General features: G+C 33.4%; 19 protein-coding genes. 15 read left to right on the top strand and 4 right to left on the bottom strand.

Translation table 11 applies throughout. The annotated features are described in order from the left end of the window. The first annotated feature begins 67 nt into the window (after window positions 1-67). The 5 genes from DFR66_RS07800 to dnaG all read left to right on the top strand — a co-directional run bounded on the left by DFR66_RS07800 (window position 68) and on the right by dnaG (window position 6,261). Window positions 68-1,045: a polyprenyl synthetase family protein gene (locus DFR66_RS07800; protein ID WP_114754278.1), complete on the top strand. Its 978-nt coding sequence runs from the start codon at window positions 68-70 to the stop codon at window positions 1,043-1,045. A 213-nt stretch (window positions 1,046-1,258) separates the two neighbouring features. Beyond that, complete coding sequence (locus DFR66_RS07795) at window positions 1,259-1,819, top strand: RNA polymerase sigma factor (RefSeq protein WP_114754277.1); 561 nt, start codon at window positions 1,259-1,261, stop codon at window positions 1,817-1,819. Beyond that, window positions 1,806-2,531 carry a hypothetical protein gene (locus tag DFR66_RS07790; protein ID WP_114754276.1) on the top strand — a complete coding sequence of 242 codons (726 nt, stop codon included), beginning with the start codon at window positions 1,806-1,808 and terminating at the stop codon, window positions 2,529-2,531. The genes DFR66_RS07795 and DFR66_RS07790 overlap by 14 nt, the downstream gene beginning before the upstream one ends. Window positions 2,532-2,558: 27 nt before the next feature. Next, window positions 2,559-4,154 (top strand): hypothetical protein, encoded by a 1,596-nt coding sequence (locus tag DFR66_RS07785; protein ID WP_114754275.1) that lies wholly within the window; start codon window positions 2,559-2,561, stop codon window positions 4,152-4,154. A 130-nt stretch (window positions 4,155-4,284) separates the two neighbouring features. Then, window positions 4,285-6,261 carry a DNA primase gene (gene dnaG, locus DFR66_RS07780; RefSeq protein ID WP_114754274.1) on the top strand — a complete coding sequence of 659 codons (1,977 nt, stop codon included), beginning with the start codon at window positions 4,285-4,287 and terminating at the stop codon, window positions 6,259-6,261. Here dnaG and DFR66_RS07775 read toward each other — a convergent pair. Continuing rightward, entirely contained in the window at window positions 6,258-6,887 is a 630-nt protein-coding gene (locus tag DFR66_RS07775; protein ID WP_114754273.1) for a response regulator transcription factor, read from the bottom strand. The two genes, dnaG and DFR66_RS07775, sit on opposite strands and share 4 nt — an antisense overlap. Window positions 6,888-6,984: 97 nt before the next feature. Continuing rightward, entirely contained in the window at window positions 6,985-7,782 is a 798-nt protein-coding gene (gene nadE, locus DFR66_RS07770; RefSeq protein WP_114754272.1) for an NAD(+) synthase, read from the bottom strand. A 99-nt stretch (window positions 7,783-7,881) separates the two neighbouring features. Between nadE and gldB the strand changes: the two genes are divergently transcribed. Beyond that, window positions 7,882-8,838 carry a gliding motility lipoprotein GldB gene (gene gldB / locus DFR66_RS07765; protein ID WP_114754271.1) on the top strand — a complete coding sequence of 319 codons (957 nt, stop codon included), beginning with the start codon at window positions 7,882-7,884 and terminating at the stop codon, window positions 8,836-8,838. Further along, window positions 8,838-9,173: a gliding motility protein GldC gene (gene gldC, locus DFR66_RS07760; RefSeq protein WP_114754270.1), complete on the top strand. Its 336-nt coding sequence runs from the start codon at window positions 8,838-8,840 to the stop codon at window positions 9,171-9,173. Before gldB ends, gldC begins: the two co-directional genes overlap by 1 nt. A gap of 76 nt (window positions 9,174-9,249) precedes the next feature. On the opposite strand, the gene yihA is transcribed toward gldC, so the two are convergent. Beyond that, the gene (gene yihA / locus DFR66_RS07755) at window positions 9,250-9,870 is read right to left on the bottom strand and encodes a ribosome biogenesis GTP-binding protein YihA/YsxC (protein WP_114754269.1); all 621 of its coding nucleotides are present in this window, start codon (window positions 9,868-9,870) and stop codon (window positions 9,250-9,252) included. A gap of 30 nt (window positions 9,871-9,900) precedes the next feature. Beyond that, window positions 9,901-10,674 carry an alpha/beta fold hydrolase gene (locus DFR66_RS07750; protein ID WP_114754366.1) on the bottom strand — a complete coding sequence of 258 codons (774 nt, stop codon included), beginning with the start codon at window positions 10,672-10,674 and terminating at the stop codon, window positions 9,901-9,903. Window positions 10,675-11,059: 385 nt separating this feature from the next. Between DFR66_RS07750 and mraZ the strand changes: the two genes are divergently transcribed. From mraZ to DFR66_RS07710, 8 genes are all read left to right on the top strand, one after another. Next, complete coding sequence (mraZ, locus tag DFR66_RS07745; protein WP_114754268.1) at window positions 11,060-11,533, top strand: division/cell wall cluster transcriptional repressor MraZ; 474 nt, start codon at window positions 11,060-11,062, stop codon at window positions 11,531-11,533. Next, on the top strand, window positions 11,508-12,416 hold the full coding sequence (gene rsmH / locus DFR66_RS07740; protein ID WP_199755500.1) for a 16S rRNA (cytosine(1402)-N(4))-methyltransferase RsmH: 909 nt from the start codon (window positions 11,508-11,510) through the stop codon (window positions 12,414-12,416). The genes mraZ and rsmH overlap by 26 nt, the downstream gene beginning before the upstream one ends. Before the next feature lie 12 nt (window positions 12,417-12,428). After that, entirely contained in the window at window positions 12,429-12,776 is a 348-nt protein-coding gene (locus tag DFR66_RS07735) for an FtsL-like putative cell division protein (RefSeq protein WP_114754267.1), read from the top strand. Beyond that, entirely contained in the window at window positions 12,767-14,773 is a 2,007-nt protein-coding gene (locus DFR66_RS07730) for a penicillin-binding protein (protein ID WP_114754266.1), read from the top strand. The genes DFR66_RS07735 and DFR66_RS07730 overlap by 10 nt, the downstream gene beginning before the upstream one ends. After that, window positions 14,770-16,233 carry a UDP-N-acetylmuramoyl-L-alanyl-D-glutamate--2,6-diaminopimelate ligase gene (locus DFR66_RS07725; RefSeq protein ID WP_114754265.1) on the top strand — a complete coding sequence of 488 codons (1,464 nt, stop codon included), beginning with the start codon at window positions 14,770-14,772 and terminating at the stop codon, window positions 16,231-16,233. Before DFR66_RS07730 ends, DFR66_RS07725 begins: the two co-directional genes overlap by 4 nt. A 6-nt stretch (window positions 16,234-16,239) precedes the next feature. Then, window positions 16,240-17,469 (top strand): phospho-N-acetylmuramoyl-pentapeptide-transferase, encoded by a 1,230-nt coding sequence (mraY, locus tag DFR66_RS07720; RefSeq protein ID WP_114754264.1) that lies wholly within the window; start codon window positions 16,240-16,242, stop codon window positions 17,467-17,469. A gap of 1 nt (window position 17,470) precedes the next feature. After that, on the top strand, window positions 17,471-18,802 hold the full coding sequence (murD, locus tag DFR66_RS07715; protein WP_114754263.1) for a UDP-N-acetylmuramoyl-L-alanine--D-glutamate ligase: 1,332 nt from the start codon (window positions 17,471-17,473) through the stop codon (window positions 18,800-18,802). Window positions 18,803-18,877: 75 nt separating this feature from the next. Then, entirely contained in the window at window positions 18,878-20,164 is a 1,287-nt protein-coding gene (locus tag DFR66_RS07710; protein ID WP_114754262.1) for an FtsW/RodA/SpoVE family cell cycle protein, read from the top strand. Window positions 20,165-20,188 lie beyond the last annotated feature (24 nt).

Raw genomic sequence — 20,188 nt, 5'->3', positions numbered from 1 at the left:
CGAAAAGCATTCAAAAGAATGGCAGCAGTTGCAAGATTGCTGGCTAAAATTGTATCTTTGAAATCTAATGAATGTTACTTCACAAATAAAACAGCCCATTTTTAATGAAATGGAACTTTTTGAAAAAAAGTTCTACGAATCGATGACTTCGCAAGTGGCTTTGCTAAATAGAATCACGTATTATATCGTCAACAGGAAGGGCAAGCAAATGCGACCAATGTTTGTTTTTCTGACTGCTAAAATGGTTTCTGCTGGGATAGTAAATGAACGAACCTATCGCGGAGCTTGCGTTATTGAGCTGATACATACTGCAACGTTAGTTCACGATGATGTAGTAGATGATAGTAATCGCCGAAGAGGTTTTTTCTCTTTAAATGCGCTGTGGAAAAACAAAATTGCTGTACTAGTAGGGGATTATTTATTATCAAAAGGCTTGTTACTGTCTATAGATAACGGTGATTTTGATTTGCTTCGAATTATATCTGTCGCTGTACGCGAAATGAGCGAGGGCGAATTACTTCAAATTGAAAAAGCCCGAAGACTAGACATCACAGAAGATGTTTACTATGAAATTATTCGAAAAAAAACAGCTACCCTTATAGCTGCTTGTTGTGCTTTAGGTGCTCGTTCTGTAATTGAAAATGAGGAGCAAGTTGAAAAGATGCGCAAATTTGGCGAACTGATAGGCATGGCTTTCCAAATCAAAGATGATTTATTTGACTATACTGAGGAAGCCATTGGTAAACCAACCGGGATTGACATCAAAGAGCAAAAAATGACTTTGCCACTTATTCATGTCTTAAATACATGTACGTCAAAAGAGAAAAGTTGGCTAATCAATTCCATAAAAAACCACAACAAAGACAAAAAACGCGTCAAAGAAGTAATTGCATTTGTAAAAAACAACGATGGTTTGGTTTATGCCGAAGCAAAGATGGTTGCTTTTCAACATGAAGCGCTCTTGTTACTTCAAGAATTCCCTGAATCAGAATATAAAAGTGCTCTTATTTTAATGGTCAATTACGTTATTGAAAGAAAAAAATAATTTTTTTTAAAATAATTCACTCTCGCTAACTACCAATTTTATTGACTTTTTTGTTTTTTTAATTTTAAAATCAATTTTTTTCTATTCTAGATGCAACCTTTCTGCATTGTCAATCGTCTATGTTAATAGAGATGAGGTTCAATATGAAGAATCAATTGCAAAAGCAATGAAAAATATTGACGTTGAAATTGATTTTTGCCATTGCAACATTTTATGAAAGTAATCAACTTACATCACGAAGAAAAGGAACTAATCCGGTTGGCGGTCGAAAAAAATCGGCAGGCACAACAGCAGATTTACACCCAGTTTTCTCCAAAAATGTTAAGCGTTTGCCGCCAATACATAAAAGACATACGCCAGGCCGAAGATATAATGATTACTGCTTTTATGAAAGTGTTTACAAATCTGAAAAATTTTCAGTTTAAAGGAAGTTTCGAGGGCTGGATTAGAAGAATCATGGTTAATGAATGTATTTCTTTTATCAGAGTTGAAAAAAAGTTGAAATATAGTGAAGATGAAATCTATTTTGAAGAAAGTTTCAACAACATAGAAAGCCAATTTTCCATTGATGATATTCAATCTTTGATAGATAATTTACCAGACGGTTATAAAATGGTTTTTAATTTATATGCGATAGAAGGTTTTAAACACCATGAAATTGCAACTATGTTAGGGATTAATGAAGGCACATCAAAGTCGCAATTATCGCATGCTAGAAAAATGCTACAAGTACAAATTAGTACAATAAAAAATTATGAGTATGGAACCGAATAAATTTGAAATACAGATAAAAGAGCGGTTAAATGCTCGAGAAATCAAACCTTCGGCGATGGCTTGGGATAAGCTAGACAGCATGCTATCAGAGAAAGAGAAACAAAAAACTAAATTTCCATGGTTGTATATCGCAGCTAGTTTTGCAGGTTTCCTACTTATTGGAACTTTATTTTTTAATCAAAAAGAAAGTGTAAATGTAAATCAAGAGGATGGAGTCGTATTACAAAATTCAATAAATCAAGAAGATAATCTAACTACAAATGATACGTTACAAAATACAAATGCACTGCCAAATATCATAAAACATAGCATTCAAAAAGGTGTGGTTGCTTCCTCGTATCAAGCTCCCTCGCAGCAAAGTTCATTAAAATCAGAGAGGAATCAACTAGCTGCAGCCCAAATTAATACTTTTAAGAGTGATAGTTTAGCCGTTTTAGTAGCAAATAATAATCTCAATATAAAAACTAAAAATAAATACGTTTCGGCGGCATCACTACTGGCTGATGTGAGTAATACAGAACTAGAGTCATCAACTAGTTTGCAGACTACTCAGAAATCAAAAAGAGCAAATACGGTTTCTCCACAGAATTTATTATCGGATGTAGAAACTGAGATGAGCCAAACCTTTAGAGAGTCTGCCATAAGTAAGTTTAATAAAAATTACAATGCTATAAAAACAGTTTTGGCCAACAGAAATTACGAAAAAGAATAATCAATCATCAATCAAAAATCGAACATTATGCAAAAAATCATTTTAATCACAGTACTATTTTTATCAGCCATTTTGATAAAAGCAAATGCGCAAGAAAAAGGAGCTTACAAAGATATTCTAGACTGGACTTACTGGCAACCTGTGTCACCAAAATATGAAATGAGTCTTGAAAAGAGCTCAGAACTCAAAGAAGAAAATATTTTGACTATTAGATCGGTTAAAAGTAAAATCAATGGTTTTGGGACGATTATGAAAACAATAAAATCGGACTTGTATTTGGGGAAAACAATTAAAATGTCAGGATACGTAAGGTGTGAAAATGTTAAATCTTGGTCTGGTTTATGGATGCGTGTGGACTATTATGATGTTGCCGTTTTTGCTTTTGATAACATGCGAAGAAGACCCATAAAAGGCACCAAAGATTGGGCTAAATATGAAATTGTGTTGCATGTCCCAGCTGAGGCTACTGCAATTACGTATGGTATTTTGTTAAATGAAACTGGTCAAGTTTGGTTTAAAAACGTTGTTCTTGAAGTTGTAGAGGATACCGTTGAGGAAACGGGGCAAATCAAAGGTCAAGACCACAAATCAATTGCATTTGAGACCAGAGCTAAAGCAATTGGTAACGAAATTAAGTCAATAACAAGTTCAGAAAAAAATGCGCTAAAAAAAGAGATTGAACAAATTGATAAAGATTTGGATAATAAAGTAATTACTGAGGAACAAGCGGATGATTTAAAGTTAAAGAAAGCAGCCGTTCACGCCGCAAATATTGATTCTAAAGTTAGTGTTCAAGAAGAAAAACTCAACCAGCTTGTACAAGATAAAGTGGATGGAAAAGTGCAGGACGCTAAGGATAATAAAAGAGGCGGCAGAATGGTTATTTTTGGGACTAATTCTGAAGAGCTTGGTCCTAATCAAACAGAGATCAACATTTCTTCGATGAAAGTCTACAATGGACAAGAGGACAAGGAAGAACGCCAATCCAAAAGGACCACCTCTCAATTTGTTTTTGCTGCAGGTTTAAATAACGTAATTACTGATGGTGAAGTAAAAGATTCTGATTTTAGATACCTAGGTTCTCATTTTTATGAAATTGGCGTTTCTTATAATTCAAGACTTTTTAACAATTCTAACTTATTGCACGCTAAATACGGTTTGTCAGTAATGTACAATAACTTGCGCCCTACAAACAATCGTAGTTTTGAGGTGAATGGAAATCAAACTAGTTTGACATTGAATCCTATTGAATTAAATGATTCTAGATTTAGAAATGTGAGCTTAGTGTTTCCATTGCATTTAGAATTTGATTTTACAAAGCCAGAGGTCAAGAACGACAAAACCTATTTTAAATCTCATCAAAGTGTTAGAGTAGGATTGGGCGGTTACGCAGGAATAAACGTGAAAACGAAACAGATTTTACAATATGAAAATTCAGATTTAAAATCAACTGAAAAGACAAAAGGAGATTTTAACACCAGTGATTTTGTCTACGGATTAAGCACTTACATAGGGTATAAAGCTACAAGTTTGTACTTGAAATACGATTTAAATCCATTGTTTGAGGACAATACTGTCAAGCAAAATAATGTTTCTCTAGGTTTGCGTTTTGATTTTAATTAATTACAAATAGTATTTTAGTAGCATAAAAAAGCACTTTGTAAAGAAGTGCTTTTTTGTTTTTTAGATTGCGAATTATCCAATTTGATTTGTGTAATTTTACATTTTTCAATCCTTAAATATTTTATTCAACTTGATTTCAAAAGCTACAATTGATACTGTTTATGAAACTGCTCGTGTAGAGGAGGTTATTGGTGAATTTGTTCATTTAAAAAGAGCAGGAAGTAATTATAAAGGCTTAAGTCCTTTCTCTGAAGAGCGTTCGCCATCATTTATGGTTTCGCCGGCAAAGGGAATTTGGAAAGATTTTAGTTCTGGAAAAGGCGGAAATGCGGTTGCTTTCTTGATGGAACATTCTCATTTTACGTATCCAGAAGCCATTCGGTATTTAGCCAAAAAATACAATATTGAAATTGAAGAAACAGAGCAAACAGATCAAGAAAAAGCACTAACAGATACTCGAGAAAGCATGTATTTGGTATCGGAATTTGCCAAAACGTATTTTCACAACACGCTTTTAAATTCAGAAGAGGGTAAAGCCATCGGATACTCTTACTTTAAGGAAAGAGGTTTTACAAGTGAAACCATCAAAAAATTTAGCTTAGGATATTCACCTGAAAGTTGGGATGCGTTTACAAAAGAAGCTCTTGGCAAAGGATATAAATTAGAATTTTTAGAAAGTACAGGACTTACAATCCCAAGAGACGATAGGCCTTTTGACAGGTTCAAAGGACGTGTGATGTTCCCTATTGAAAGCATGTCGGGAAGAGTTTTAGGTTTTGGAGGACGTATCTTAACCAATGATAAAAAAGCGGCAAAATACTTGAATTCACCCGAAAGTGAAATTTATCACAAGAGTAAAGTGCTGTATGGTATTTTTCAAGCCAAACAATCCATTGCAAAACTGAATAATTGTTATTTAGTTGAAGGATATACTGATGTAATTCAATTCAATCAATCGGGTATTGAGAACGTTGTTGCCTCTTCTGGAACAGCATTGACGCCAGATCAAATCCGTTTAATAAATAGATTAACAAAAAACATTACGGTCCTTTTTGACGGTGATGCGGCTGGTTTAAGGGCTTCTATTCGCGGAATCGATTTGATTCTTGAAGAAGGAATGAATGTAAAAGTATGCACTTTTCCTGATGGAGAAGACCCGGATAGTTTTGCAAAAAAAACTTCTTACGAAGATTTAGTTTTATATCTTGAAAATAATGCTAAAGATTTCATTCAATTTAAAGCATCACTTTTGATGAATGAAGCTAAGAATGATCCCATAAAAAAAGCCGATTTGATTCGGGATATGGTAATCAGTATTTCGAAAATTCCGGATAGAATTCAACGCGAAATTTATATCCAAGAATGTTCTCGAATTATGGATATCTCCGAGCAAGTTTTAGTGAGTACTTTAGCGCAATTGGTACAAAAAGATATAAACGAGGTTGGAAAAAAACAAAAAACAGAGCAAAAAGCTTTTGAAGTTGTAAAAAACGAAAATCCTGTTGAAGCTGAAAAAGTTGATGTTTTATATCGATTGGAAAGAAAAATAATTGAAATTCTTTTGTTATATGGAAATAAAGTAGAAGAATTTGAAGATATATTTTTGAGAACTAACGAGGAAGGGGAAATAGAAACCGTTACCGAGAAAAAAGAATATAAAGTGTATCAACGCATCTATCTTAGTTTACAGGAAGATGAAGTTGAATTAGCAAATCCATTATTTAGAGATATTTTTAATGATTTAATTAACTATTATCATCAGAATGAAAGTTTCAGTTTAGAGCAATATTTAATGCATTTACAGGTTGATTTTGCACAGGAAGTAACTGACATCCTAATGGAGGACGAACGAGTTGTTCTTCACGATTGGGTAGGACAAAATATTTTTCCGAAATCAAAAAGTGATACAATAAGTCAAAATGTATCCGAAACGATTTTAACTCTAAGATGGTATTTAGTAGGTAAAATCATTGAAGAACTAAAAAGCTCCATATCATCTGAACCGAGTTCAGACAATACAGAGTCTTTATCTTTAATAATGGATTATAATATTTTAATCCACTCTTTTTCCAAAAAATTAGGAAGAGTAATGTCTAGGTATTATTAGACGATCTCTAATTTTTTAGCTTTGTCTACTAAATCCACTAGATTTGTAACGTTTAGTTTGGTTAATAATCGCAATTTGTAAGTGCTAATGGTTTTTTCATTAAGATTTAAAATATCAGCAATTTCATGATTCTTTTTCCCACCACTTAAATAACGTAGAACTTCTACCTCACGGTTGGAAAGTTTGCGGTATAAACGTTCGCTTTTACTTTGTTTTGCAATTAAGGCTAAGTTTTTCTTCACGGTTTCGTTCATGATAATCTTACCTTGGGAGACTTTGATAATTGAAATCCCTAAAGTTTCAAGCTTTTCTGATTTATGCACAAAGCCAGATACTCCGGCTTTTATGGCATTTGGCGCATAAATTTGTTCTGAAAGCCCACTGAAAACAATAATTTTAGTTTTTGGAAAGTTTTTTAAGATTGCTTTAACCTCAAAAATACTGGAAAGACCTTCCAGCTCCAAATCTAATACTAATACATCAATGTCTTTTGTTTGAAGAATATCCCTTACCATCAAGAAATTGCCGACATTGGCAACAATTGAGATGTCCGCATTATCTTTAAAGTAAGATTTTACTCCAAAATGCACAACAGGATAATTATCGGCTATACATACTTTAATCATAATTTTAAATTTTTAGAATTGTTTGTAATTGGAAATGTAAAATTAATAAATAAATTCTGTAATTAATTGTAAATCAATATAAAATATTACTTCTTTATCATTTAGTGATCAAACAAACGGGAATTGGTGTCATTTTATGTTGATTAATGGTGTTTAGTCGCTTATAAATTTCGAAAACAATTTTTTCTCGTCCTGAAAAGTCTTCAGCTGACTTACCAGCTTCATTTGCAAGCATCGCCCATTCTAATTCATCATAACTAGCTCCTAACTGATCTTCATCGCTACGGTCGTCGCCAAATAGTCCGTCAGTTGGTGATGCATTTAAAATAGACTCTGGAACTTGTAAATAACTGCCTAAAAGAAACACCTCTGACTTCATTAAATCAGCAATTGGACTTAAGTCTACTCCACCGTCACCATATTTTGTATAAAAACCTACCCCAAAATCTTCTACTTTATTTCCAGTTCCGGCAACTAAAAAAGAATGAATCCCCGCAAAGTAATACAGTGTAGTCATTCTCAGTCTTGCTCGAGTATTGGCAAGTGATAGATGAAGTTTTGCTGTATCTGTCACATCTGGCACTACTGTTTTAAAAGTTTCAAAAACAGAGGTCAAATCAGCTTCAATACTAGATACGTTTGGGAATCTTTTTTTTAATTGTTCAATATGCTCCCGTCCACGAGTTACATGACTTTGCGCCTGATGGATGGGCATTTCAACGCATAAAACTTTTAATCCTGTTTGTGCACACAATGTTGAGGTAACTGCTGAATCTACGCCTCCGGAAATCCCAATTACAAAACCATTTACTTTTGCATTTTCTGCATAAGTTTTTAACCAATTTACAATGTGGTCATTTACTTTTTCAACTTGAAATGTGCTTTTTTTAGTCATAATAGTTTACGTTTTAAAAATCAGGAATGTATATTTGCAAAACCAATTTGTTGAGTATTTGTTTCCTCAGATTTTCTGAAACAAATTTAATTAATATATATGAAAAAATATCTGTTTCTTGTAGCCTTTTGTCTCTTTATTTTATCCTGTGATAAGAAAAGCAAAGTAGAAAGTGCCGTTACAGCAATTCCTTTAGAAATAAAAGTAGAACGCTTTGATAAAATATTTTTTGAAACTCCTCCACAAGATTTAGAAAAAGTAAAAAAACAGTTTCCATTTTTTTTTCCTCCAGGAAATGACAATAGTGTTTGGTTAGAGAAAATGCAAGATCCTTTATGGAGAGAGTTGTACACGGAAGTTCAAAAAAAATACGGTGATTTTAAGCCCGTAAAAATGGAGTTAGAAACACTTTTTAAGCATGTCAAATATTACTTCCCTAAGACTAAAACACCTAAGGTAATTACTGTAATCTCTGAGATGGATTATAAAAATAAAGCCATTTATGCAGACAGTTTGGTAGTAATTTCCCTTGAATTGTACTTAGGGAAAAATCATAAGTTTTATCAGTTTCCAAATTATCTGAAACAAAATTTTGAGGAAAGACAAATTGCACCTGACGTAGTATCAAGTTTTTCGGCACGAAATATTACACCTGTTTTAGAAAAAGATTTAATAAGTCAGATGATTTATTCAGGAAAACAATTGTACTTAAAAGACTTACTTTTGCCGGATTATACCGATGCTGAAAAAATGGGATATACTCCAGAACAGATAATTTGGTGTCAAGAAAACGAAAGTTATATGTGGCGTTATTTTATCGAAAAAGAAATGCTTTACAGTAATGATCAAAAGTTAATTTCCCGGTTTATTAATCCAGCTCCATTTTCTAAATTTTATTTGGAAATTGATAATGATTCACCAGGTCAGGTTGGTGCTTGGATAGGATGGCAAATGGTACGTTCTTATATGAATAATAACGAAGTGCCTTTAGTAGATTTATTAAAAACTAGTGCGAAAGAAATATTTGTTAAATCAAAATACAAACCCAAAAAGTAATGTCAAATAAAAATACATCAGAAATTAAGTTTCTAATTGAGTTAGATGAAAATCGTGTTCCTGAAAAATTAATGTGGTCTGCCAAAGACGGTGGAGTAGAACAGGAAGAGGCTAAAGCAATAATGTTGTCTATCTGGGACAGCAAGGCAAAAGAGAGTATGCGAATTGATTTGTGGACTAAAGATATGCCGGTAGATGAAATGAAAATATTCTTTCATCAGACTCTAGTGGCGATGTCTGAAACATTTAAACGTGCTACTGATGATGAAAAAATGGCGGATACCATGAAAGATTTCTGCGATTATTTTGCTGAAAAATTGGATTTAACGAAATAGAGTTGATTTTAATTAAAACAAAAAACCCAAAAATTAAATCTAAATTTTTGGGTTTTTTGTTTATTAGTTAGCGTTTCTAAAACTGGCTATTGTTCTTGAATACTTCTTGATTTACCTCGTCAATATAAGAAAGTAACTCTTCTTTTCCAGTTGATTCTGTGGCGGAAGTAACAAAATATTGAGGCATTTCGGCCCAATTGTTTGCGAACATTTTCTTTTTGTAAGCTGCAATATGAGAGTCGATTTTTACTTTACTTATCTTGTCGGCTTTGGTGAAAACGATACAAAAAGGGATTTCACTTTCGCCCATGTATGACATAAATTCAATATCTATGGTTTGCGCTTCATGACGAATGTCAATCAAAACAAAAGCACAAACTAATTGTTCTCTAGTTTCGAAATAATCAGTAATAAATTCCTGAAAAATTGATTTCGTTTTTTTAGAAACCTTAGCGTAACCGTAACCTGGTAAATCTACAAGAAACCAATTGTTATTAATCAAAAAATGATTAATTAATTGTGTTTTTCCTGGTCTTCCGGATGTTTTAGCTAACTTTTTATGATTCGTTAGCATATTTATCAAAGAGGACTTCCCTACATTTGATCGGCCTATAAAAGCGTATTCCGGCAAAAAGTCCTTAGGACATTTGGCTACATCGGAGTTGCTGATAACAAATTCGGCAGTATTAATTTTCATTTTTCTGAGTGTAAAATTCTCCTACTAGGATTAGTGTAAAGATAAGTGTGTGTTTGTTAACCAATCCTCTAACAAACGATTAAATTCTTCAGGATGTTCCATCATCGCAGCATGTCCACATTTATCTATCCAGTACAAGGTAGAATTAGGTAATAATTTATTGAATTCTTCTGCAACATCAGGAGGTGTAACTTTGTCGTTTTTCCCCCATATTATACAGGTTTGGACATGCATTTTTGGCAAATCTTTTGCCATGTTATGACGAATCGCACTTTTTGCAATTGTCAGTGTTTTTATTAATTTTATTCTGTCATTTACAGATTCGTAAACTTCATCAATAAGTTCTTTTGTAGCTACTTTAGGATCGTAAAATACATCTTCAGCTTTCTTCTTTATGTATTCATAATCACCTCTTTTAGGATAACTATCACCCATCGCACTTTCGTAAAGACCAGAGCTACCGGTTATTACAAGTCCAGCTACTTTCTCAGGATACATTTTAGTATGGTATAATGCAATATGACCACCTAATGAATTTCCTAAAAGAATTACTCTGTCTAACCCTTTGAATGTGATGAAGTCTTTAACATATTTTGCAAAACTCTTCACATTGGTTTTTAAAATGTTCTGAGTGTATATTGGTAGATCTGGAATGATTATTTTATATCCTTTTGTAGAGAAGTAATTTGCAACAGCGTCAAAGTTGCTAAGTCCACCCATTAGTCCATGTAAAATGACAATTGGAGTTCCTTCACCAGCTTCATAATAGCTATATCTACCTTCTTTTTTGTAGTGTTTTTCCATTTTTTTAGAATACGGATTTTCCATTTTGACAAATATAGGATTTAATAAATAAAAAAGAATTTTTAGAACAATTTTTAATTGTAAAATTATGCTAATCATCATAAAAATTCAGGTTCCTCTATTTGCTTGATCGAGCTGCTTATTATAATTTTTCAAAATTAGTTACTGCAATTTTAAATTGAAATTTCGGTGTACAAGACCTCTTTTTTTTCAATAACATCATCTTTCTTCTAAATAAAACAAAAATGAGCTAAAGTTCTGACTGTCCAAAAATTAAGTGTTTTTATTCTAAAGTGGTTAAACTTATTAACAAAGTGGGATATAGTGGTAAATTGTGGTAATATTTTTTATATTTTTGCTCTACTATCATTTTAAAACTTTTTGATTGGACACAATTATTGGAACATATGAATGTAAAGTCGATGCTAAAGGGAGGTTGTTGTTGCCAGCTCCCTTAAAAAAGCAATTGGCTGCTTCACTTCAAAACGGTTTTGTTTTGAAGCGTTCCGTGTTTCAGCCTTGTTTAGAGTTGTATCCTATGAGTGAATGGGATTTGATGATGCAAAAAATCAATAAACTGAATCGGTTTGTGAAGAAAAACAATGATTTTATCCGCAGGTTTACTGCTGGGGTTAAAGTGGTTGAAATAGATGCTTTAGGTAGGTTGTTAGTACCAAAAGATTTGGTGGTATTTGCTAGTATTGCTAAGGAAGTTGTCTTTTCATCGGCAGTGAATATTGTTGAGATTTGGGATAAAGATTTATATGAAAAATCAATAAATGGTGAAGATGTTGATTTTGCAGATTTGGCAGAAGAAGTAATGGGAAATATAAATGACGACGACAATGGAATATCATAATCCGGTTTTGCTTCAGGCATCAGTAGATGGTTTAAATATTAAGCCAGACGGCATTTATGTTGATGTGACTTTTGGCGGTGGGGGACATTCGAAAGAAATATTGAAAAGACTCGGACCAAACGGGAAGCTATTTGCTTTCGATCAGGACGAAGACGCTTTAGCAAATGCCTTATCTGATGAAAGATTTACGCTGATTAATGAGAATTTCCGTTTTATAAAACGGTTTTTGCGTTTTTATGGGATAAAAAGTGTTGATGGTATCTTGGCCGATCTAGGGGTTTCATCTCATCAGTTTGATGTTCCTGAAAGAGGTTTTTCTACTCGTTTTGATGCTGGCTTGGATATGAGAATGAGTCAAAAAAATGATTTGAACGCCTACCGGGTTGTCAATGAATATGACGATGCTAATTTGAAAAGGGTGTTTTTAGATTATGGTGAATTGAAAAATGCACCTGCTTTGGCCAGAACAATCATAGAAGCCAGAGAGGAGCAACCAATCAAGACTACTGATGAATTAAAAGAAGTTTTGGCGAGATTTTTACCGGAAAGAGTTAGGAATAAAATATTGGCTCAGATTTATCAAGCTATCCGAATTGAAGTGAATCAGGAAATGGATGTTTTGAAAGAGTTTTTAGAACAATCCTTAGAAATATTGAATCCAAGCGGGAGATTAAGTGTGATTTCATATCATTCATTAGAAGATCGTTTGGTAAAAAGATTTATGAAAAACGGAATGTTTGAAGGAGAACCAGAACGAGACTTTTTCGGAAATTTTTCAGTGCCATTTAAAACTGTTGGGAAATTAATTGTTCCGGATAACGCTGAAATAAAAGAAAACAATAGAGCAAGAAGTGCTAAATTAAGAATTGCAGAGAAGATCTAATTAGTCATAAAAATGAAAAACGGAGTTTACAGCCTATTGAAAGCGAGGTTTCTTATAAATGATGATGCGGTAAAAAACTGGCGGTTTATTGTTTTTGTAATACTACTAGCGATTGTTATGATTGCTAATACACAGCGATTTGAGCAAAAAGTTTTTCGGATTGCTGAGTTGACAAATCAGGTTAAAGAATTGCGTTCAGAATTTGTGGATAGACGTTCAGAATTAATGAAATTAAAAATGGAATCGACTGTTTCTGAAAAAATGATAGAAAAAGAAATTTTTCCCTCAACAGTCCCTCCGGTAAAAATAAAGGTTAAAAAAGAAGAAGAAAAAAGCTTTTTCAAAAAAATATGGCAGTAGAAGATAAATACATATCGTACAGAATTTATCTGGTTGCATTCGCTATCTTATTGATGGCTATTGCGATTGCTGTTAAGTTGACAAATATTCAATGGGTCGAAGGGGATTATTATAGAAAATTAGCCAAAGAAAGAACCGTTAAGAATTTTGTGATTCCAGCTAATAAAGGAAATATTTATTCAGCTGATGGGAGTCTTTTAGCTACTTCCATTCCTAATTATGAAATACGTTTTGACGCAGTTGCACCAAAGGCCGAATCTTTTGAAAAAAATGTTAAGTCATTGTCAGATTCATTGGCAATAGTTTTAGGGAAACCATCTAATTTTTTTGAAAACGAATTACGAAAAGCAAGAGCTAATAAAAATAGGTATTATTTAGTTGCGCGTAAATTAAGTTATACCCAGTATTCTAAAATAAAAAGTTTTCCATTGTTCAATTTAGGAGCTTACAAGGGCGGAATTATAATTGAACAAGAAACCGTAAGAGAGCACCCAATTGGTAAAATTGCTGAAAGGACCATTGGTTACGATAAAATTGACGAAAGTGGTCAACTAAAACGAGTTGGAATAGAAGGCGCCTTCGGAAAATATCTAAATGGGAAAGACGGAAAAATTTTAAAACAAAAAATTGCAAAAGGGCAGTGGAAACCCATTCGAGATGTAAACGAAGTTGATCCGCAGGATGGATACGATGTAATTTCAACTATTGATGTTTACATTCAAGATATTGCTCATCATGCTTTGTTGAAGCAATTAGAAGAATATGGAGCCGAACACGGTTGTGTGGTGGTTATGGAAACTAAAACAGGTCGGGTTAAAGCGATTTCAAATTTGGGAAGGGACGTAAAATCAGGCAATTATTATGAAACTATAAATTATGCTGTTGCTGAATCTCACGAGCCAGGTTCTACATTCAAATTGGTAGATATGATCGCGCTTTTGGATGACAACAAAGTCGATACATCTAAGGTTTACGATAGTCATGGTGGGGTTGTAACTTACAGAGGTGACAAAGTTCGTGATTCGCACGAAGGCGGATATGGAAAAATTTCGCTTGGAAAAGGCTTTGAAGTTTCTTCTAATACTATTTTAGTTCAAGCAGTTGTAGAAAATTATAAAAATAATCCACAACAATTTATAGATAGAATAAATAAAATGGGTTTAAACAAACCTCTTGGATTGCCATTTCAAGGAGAAGGAAAACCTATTGTACATCAAACATCGGATAAAAATTGGAATCCTAATATTTTACCATGGATGGCTTTTGGCTATAGTGTTGCCATGACACCTTTGCAAACTTTGACTCTGTATAATGCTGTTGCAAATAACGGAGAAATGGTAAAGCCACAGTTTGTTTCAGAAATTAAAGAATGGAATAAGACCATCAAGAAATATGATAAACAAATCATTAATCCGAAGATTTGTTCTGATGGAACAATCAAAAAATTAAAAGCTTTGTTATCAAATGTGGTAAAAAGAGGAACAGGTGCAAAATTATACTCTAAAGATTTCTCTATGGCAGGAAAAACAGGGACAGCACAGGCTAATTATGGAAAAAATGGTGGAAATGACAAACATTATATTTCATCTTTTGTAGGTTTTTTTCCGGTGGAACAGCCTAAATATTCATGTATTGTTGTTGTTCATGCACCTAATACATCTAAGAACAATTATTATGGTGCAGATGTTGCTGGGCCAGTTTTTAAGAGAATTGCGCAAAAAATTTTCACCGATGCGCCATCTACTAATGAAATTAAAAATCTAAATAGGAAGATTGCAAAACAAGAGAATAATTACGATTCTTATTTTGTTAAATCAGGAAAGAAGTTACAATTTATTCCAAATGTGAAAGGAATGTCTGGAATGGATGCGGTTGCTTTATTAGAGAATTTAGGTATAAAAGTTAAGGCAGTTGGAGTTGGTAAAGTGAAAAAACAATCGCTTGCTCCGGGAGAGAATATTGTAAAAAATACAACTATACTATTGGAATTATCATGAGTATACTAAAAGATATATTATACAAAGTCGCTATCGAAGCCGTAAAAGGTTCGACGGATATTGCTATTAATACAATCGATTTTGATTCTAGGAAAATTAGGACAAATGATGTTTTTGTAGCTATTCGTGGTTCTATTTCTGATGGTCACGATTTTATAGAAAAAGCTATTCTTCAAGGTGCTATTGCAGTTGTATGCGATACTTTTCCGGAGAATATTGCTAAAGGAGTAACCTATGTTCAAGTTAAAGACACGAATTCTGCATTAGCATTTATGGCTGCTAATTATTTTGGAGATCCATCTCAAAAATTAAAATTGGTAGGAATTACTGGAACTAATGGTAAAACTACCATTGCTTCTTTATTGTATCAATTGTTTAAAAAGGCAGGTTTTAAAGTAGGATTACTTTCGACAGTTAAAATATTGGTTGACGAAATAGAATATAAAGCGACTCATACTACTCCAGATTCAATTACGATAAATCATTTTCTGGCTGAAATGGTCGAAAACGGGATTGAGTATTGTTTTATGGAAGTGAGTTCACATGGAATTCATCAAAAAAGAACCGAAGCATTGCATTTTGTAGGTGGAATTTTCACTAATTTGTCTCACGATCATTTGGATTATCACCCAACATTTGCAGAATACAGAGATGTAAAAAAAACATTTTTTGATTATTTACCCAAAACAGCCTTTGCCCTTTCAAATATTGATGATAAAAATGGGCAAGTGATGTTGCAGAATACGGCGGCTAAAAAACTGACCTATGCCTTAAAATCATATGCTGATTTTAAAGCACAAATCCTAGAAAATCAATTATCAGGTTTGTTATTGAAAATAAATGGAAATGAAGTTTGGGTCAAACTGATAGGGACTTTTAATGCTTATAATTTATTGGCAATTTACGGTACTGCTGTTGAGCTTGGAATAGATAGTTTGGAAGTACTTAGATTGTTATCCGATTTAGAAAGTGTCTCGGGTCGTTTTCAATATATCGTTTCGACCTCAAATATTACAGCGATTGTGGATTATGCACATACGCCAGATGCCCTTGAAAATGTACTGAAAACCATTAATGACATTCGTACAAAAAACGAACAATTAATCACGGTTGTAGGTTGTGGTGGTAATAGAGATAAAACCAAGCGACCAATTATGGCTAGTATAGCGTCGGATTTGAGTAATAAAGCAATTTTCACTTCTGATAATCCAAGAAATGAAGATCCAGAAGTCATTATTGCTGAAATGGAACAAGGTGTAGCCTCTCAGAATTTTAAAAAAATGTTGACTATAACTGATAGGAAGCAAGCCATCAAAACAGCATGTCAATTGGCTCAGCCTAATGATATTATTTTAATTGCCGGAAAAGGGCATGAGACTTATCAAGAAATAAATGGTATTCGTCATGATTTTGACGATATGAAAATAGTTAAAGAAATATTAGAACAACTCCATAAATAGAAAAATATGCTGTATTACTTATTTGAATATTTAGACAAAATATTAGATGTTCCTGGAACAGGTGTTTTTCAGTACATCACTTTTAGATCTGCATTAGCATTAATGCTTTCTTTGTTATTGTCTACAATTTATGGAAAAAGAATAATCCGTTTTCTGCAAAGACAACAAGTAGGAGAAACCGTTCGTGAGCTTGGGTTAGCAGGTCAAAACGAGAAAGCGGGTACGCCAACAATGGGAGGGCTAATTATCATATTTGCCACTTTAGTTCCTGTAGTGCTTTTTGCAAAACTGCATAACATATATATCGTTTTGTTGATTGTAACCACACTTTGGATGGGAACAATTGGTTTTATCGATGATTATATCAAAATTTTCAAGAAAGATAAAGAGGGTCTTAAAGGGATATTTAAAGTTTTTGGTCAAGTAGGTCTTGGTTTAATTGTAGGTACTGTCCTTTATTTTAGTCCTGGTGTAACGGTTCGTACAGATACCTCTACATCAGATATTTTTAAAGAGCCTACAGAAACTGTGATTATGCCTGCATCCGTGGAAGTGAAATCTACGGCAACTACGATTCCTTTCTTTAAAAATAATGAATTTGATTATGCTGAATTATTAGCTTGGACAGGTGAAGGACACGAAAAATGGGCTTGGTTGATTTTTATTCCTGTTGTTATTTTTATTATTACGGCAGTTTCTAACGGTGCTAATTTAACAGATGGTATTGATGGACTTGCCGCAGGAACTTCAGCTGTTTCAGTTTTAGCGTTAGGAATATTTACGTTCGTTTCAGGAAATATAATTTTCTCTAATTACTTGAATATTATGTACATCCCTAATTCGGGGGAAATGACAGTTTTTATTGCTGCATTTGTAGGTTCATTGATTGGGTTTCTTTGGTATAATTCTTATCCTGCATCGGTATTTATGGGGGATACAGGTAGTTTGACTATTGGTGGAATTATCGCTGTTTTGGCAATTGCTGTTCGAAAAGAAATGCTGATTCCTTTATTATGCGGAATTTTTCTGGTCGAAAACTTATCAGTTGTTTTACAAGTAAGTTATTTTAAATATACCAAGAAACGCTTTGGCGAAGGCCGAAGAATATTTCTAATGTCGCCTTTACATCATCATTATCAGAAGAAGGGCTATCACGAAAGTAAAATCGTAACACGTTTCTGGATTGTTGCTATTATGCTCGCCATATTATCAATTGTTACTTTAAAACTAAGATAACATGAGACTAGTGATTTTAGGTGGAGGAGAGAGTGGTGTAGGTACTGCTATCTTGGGCAAGAAAAAAGGTTATGAAGTTTTTGTCTCTGATTTTGGAAAGATAAAAGCAAATTACAAAGAGGTTCTTATCATTAATGGAATAGCTTGGGAAGAAGAAAAGCATACTGAAAATCTGATTCTGAATGCTGATGTAGTCATGAAAAGTCCCGGAATTCCTGATAAATCTCCAATAGTAAAAAAGCTTATTGAAAATGGAATTCCAGTATTGTCTGAAATTGAATTTGCGGCACCATTTACAGATGCAACCATAATAGGCATAACTGGTAGTAATGGAAAAACAACTACGACAATGTTAACCTACCATTTGCTAAAGTCAGCTGGATTAAATGTAGGATTGGGTGGAAATATTGGAAAAAGTTTTGCTTGGCAAATTGTAGATAATAAATATGACTTGTATGTGCTGGAGTTGAGTAGTTTTCAGCTCGACGGAATAAAAAATTTCAAACCGCATATTGCCATTATTACGAATATCAGTCCTGATCATTTAGACCGATACGAATACAAATATGAAAATTACATCGATGCAAAGTTTAGAATTACGATGAATCAAACCGAGGAAGATTACCTCATTTATGATGCCGATGACGAGGCCATTGCAGGATGGTTTAAAACACATACAACAAAAGCTAAATTAATTCCTTTTTCATTGACAAAAACTTTCAGCGAAGGAGCTTATATAAAAAACAACAAAATGGAAATTTCAATCAATCAAGAAGAGTTTACAATGGACACAGAACATATTGCCTTAGAAGGAAAACATAACATGAAAAACGCAATGGCAGCAACCTCTGTGGCAAAATTGATGCAGATTAGAAAATCTACAATACGTGAAAGTTTATCTAATTTTCAGGGAGTAGAACACCGTCTTGAAAAAGTTTTGAAAATTCAAAATGTGCAGTACATAAATGATTCAAAAGCCACTAATGTAAACGCTACTTTTTTTGCATTAGATAGCATGAATACACCTACAGTTTGGATTGTGGGAGGTGTTGATAAAGGAAATGATTACAACGAATTGATGTCATTAGTTCGTGAGAAAGTAAAAGCAATCATTTGTCTTGGTGTAGATAACAAAAAAATCATTGATGTTTTTGGTAACGTGGTCGACATGATGATTGAAGTTTCTAATATGAATGATGCTGTAAAGATGGCGCAACGATTATCAGAGAAAGGTGATACTGTTTTATTATCTCCAGCTTGTGCTAGTTTCGATTTATTCGAAAGCTACGAAGACAGAGGGAAGCAATTCAAACAAGCAGTTAAGAATTTATAGAAAAGTTTAATGTTTAAAGTCTAAGGTTGAGCAACTTTAAACTTTAAACAAAATGAAACTTTAAACAAATAAAAAATGAAACAACTAGTCAGCAATTTAAAAGGAGATAAAGGGATTTGGTCATTCGTGGCCTTATTGGCCTTGTTTTCATTTATGCCTGTTTTTAGTGCTAGTAGTAACTTAGCTTACATCGGTCAAGGTAACGGTAATACGTTAGGCTATTTGGTGAAGCATATCGTGCATATTTGTATTGGTTTTACTATTATTTTTATGGTGCACAAAGTGCCTTATCACTATTTCAAGGCAGTTTCTAAAGGGGCGTTGTATATTGTGTGGGTACTACTAGCCTACACTTTAATAAAAGGAACAGTAATAGCTGGTGCCAATGCGAGTCGATGGATTCAGGTGCCGTTCATAGGAGTTACGTTTCAAACGTCAACATTGGCTGCAATGGTATTGTTTATTTTTGTAGCGCGTTATTTGTCTAAAACCAGAGAAGTTGCTGTTTCTTTTAAGTCATCAATTTGGGAGCTTTGGTTACCGGTTTTTATTACGTTAGGATTCATTCTTCCGGCTAATTTTTCTACTACGGCATTAATTTTTTCCATGGTTTTGATGTTGGTTTACATTGGAAAATATCCCATGCGTTATATTGGAATTATTGTAGGCTCAGGAATAGTTTTTCTTGCATTTTTTATACTTGTTGCTAAAGCTTTTCCTGATGCTTTTCCAAACCGTGTGGATACATGGATTAGCCGTATTGATAGTTTTACAAGTGATAAACCTGATGAAGATGATTATCAAATAGAAAAGGCTAAAATTGCAATAGCATCAGGAAAAATATACGGTTTAGGCCCTGGAAAAAGTGTTCAAAAGAACTTTTTACCTCAATCTTCCTCCGATTTTATTTTTGCCATAATCGTAGAAGAATATGGACTTTTAGGTGGTTTAGGTGTTCTGACATTATATTTATTATTGTTGTTTCGATTCGTAATAGCATCACACAAAGCGAATACGCTATTCGGAAAATTAGTGGTTGTGGGATTGGGGTTTCCCATGATTTTTCAGGCAATGGTTAATATGGCTGTCGCGGTTGAATTATTACCCGTTACTGGACAAACATTACCCTTAATAAGTAGTGGAGGTAGTTCCATCTGGATGACTTGTTTTGCACTTGGGATCATCATTAGCGTTACTAAAAAAGAAGAAGAAATTGCCCAAGAAATGAAAGACGCTGCTAAAAGAGAAGAAGCACTTCAGAAATTAATTGACAGGGAATTAGAAGAGGAAGTGGATAAGGCTGAGAATTATTCGATTGAAGATAAAGCTAAAAATCCAATGCATGCGGTTTTAAATAAATAAGTCGTTTTTGAAAATTAGAAATTA

It is taken from the genome of Flavobacterium glaciei, assembly GCF_003350545.1.
Taxonomy (GTDB): Bacteria; Bacteroidota; Bacteroidia; order Flavobacteriales; family Flavobacteriaceae; genus Flavobacterium; species Flavobacterium glaciei.
Note: the sequence above shows the minus strand (reverse complement) of the source record. Positions and strands in the feature narration are given on the sequence as shown.

What these genes read in the sequence shown, in the direction of transcription:
- gldC (WP_114754270.1), top strand. Translation starts at nt 8,838, where the DNA reads ATGTCAAATAAAAATACATCAGAAATTAAGTTTCTAATTGAGTTAGAT.
- DFR66_RS07785 (WP_114754275.1), top strand. Translation starts at nt 2,559, where the DNA reads ATGCAAAAAATCATTTTAATCACAGTACTATTTTTATCAGCCATTTTG.
- murD (WP_114754263.1), top strand. Translation starts at nt 17,471, where the DNA reads ATGAGACTAGTGATTTTAGGTGGAGGAGAGAGTGGTGTAGGTACTGCT.
- DFR66_RS07790 (WP_114754276.1), top strand. Translation starts at nt 1,806, where the DNA reads ATGGAACCGAATAAATTTGAAATACAGATAAAAGAGCGGTTAAATGCT.
- DFR66_RS07710 (WP_114754262.1), top strand. Translation starts at nt 18,878, where the DNA reads ATGAAACAACTAGTCAGCAATTTAAAAGGAGATAAAGGGATTTGGTCA.
- yihA (WP_114754269.1), bottom strand. Translation starts at nt 9,870, where the DNA reads ATGAAAATTAATACTGCCGAATTTGTTATCAGCAACTCCGATGTAGCC.
- DFR66_RS07735 (WP_114754267.1), top strand. Translation starts at nt 12,429, where the DNA reads ATGAAAAACGGAGTTTACAGCCTATTGAAAGCGAGGTTTCTTATAAAT.
- DFR66_RS07730 (WP_114754266.1), top strand. Translation starts at nt 12,767, where the DNA reads ATGGCAGTAGAAGATAAATACATATCGTACAGAATTTATCTGGTTGCA.
- nadE (WP_114754272.1), bottom strand. Translation starts at nt 7,782, where the DNA reads ATGACTAAAAAAAGCACATTTCAAGTTGAAAAAGTAAATGACCACATT.
- DFR66_RS07795 (WP_114754277.1), top strand. Translation starts at nt 1,259, where the DNA reads ATGAAAGTAATCAACTTACATCACGAAGAAAAGGAACTAATCCGGTTG.
- DFR66_RS07775 (WP_114754273.1), bottom strand. Translation starts at nt 6,887, where the DNA reads ATGATTAAAGTATGTATAGCCGATAATTATCCTGTTGTGCATTTTGGA.
- mraY (WP_114754264.1), top strand. Translation starts at nt 16,240, where the DNA reads ATGCTGTATTACTTATTTGAATATTTAGACAAAATATTAGATGTTCCT.
- DFR66_RS07800 (WP_114754278.1), top strand. Translation starts at nt 68, where the DNA reads ATGAATGTTACTTCACAAATAAAACAGCCCATTTTTAATGAAATGGAA.
- rsmH (WP_199755500.1), top strand. Translation starts at nt 11,508, where the DNA reads ATGACGACGACAATGGAATATCATAATCCGGTTTTGCTTCAGGCATCA.
- gldB (WP_114754271.1), top strand. Translation starts at nt 7,882, where the DNA reads ATGAAAAAATATCTGTTTCTTGTAGCCTTTTGTCTCTTTATTTTATCC.
- DFR66_RS07725 (WP_114754265.1), top strand. Translation starts at nt 14,770, where the DNA reads ATGAGTATACTAAAAGATATATTATACAAAGTCGCTATCGAAGCCGTA.
- DFR66_RS07750 (WP_114754366.1), bottom strand. Translation starts at nt 10,674, where the DNA reads ATGGAAAAACACTACAAAAAAGAAGGTAGATATAGCTATTATGAAGCT.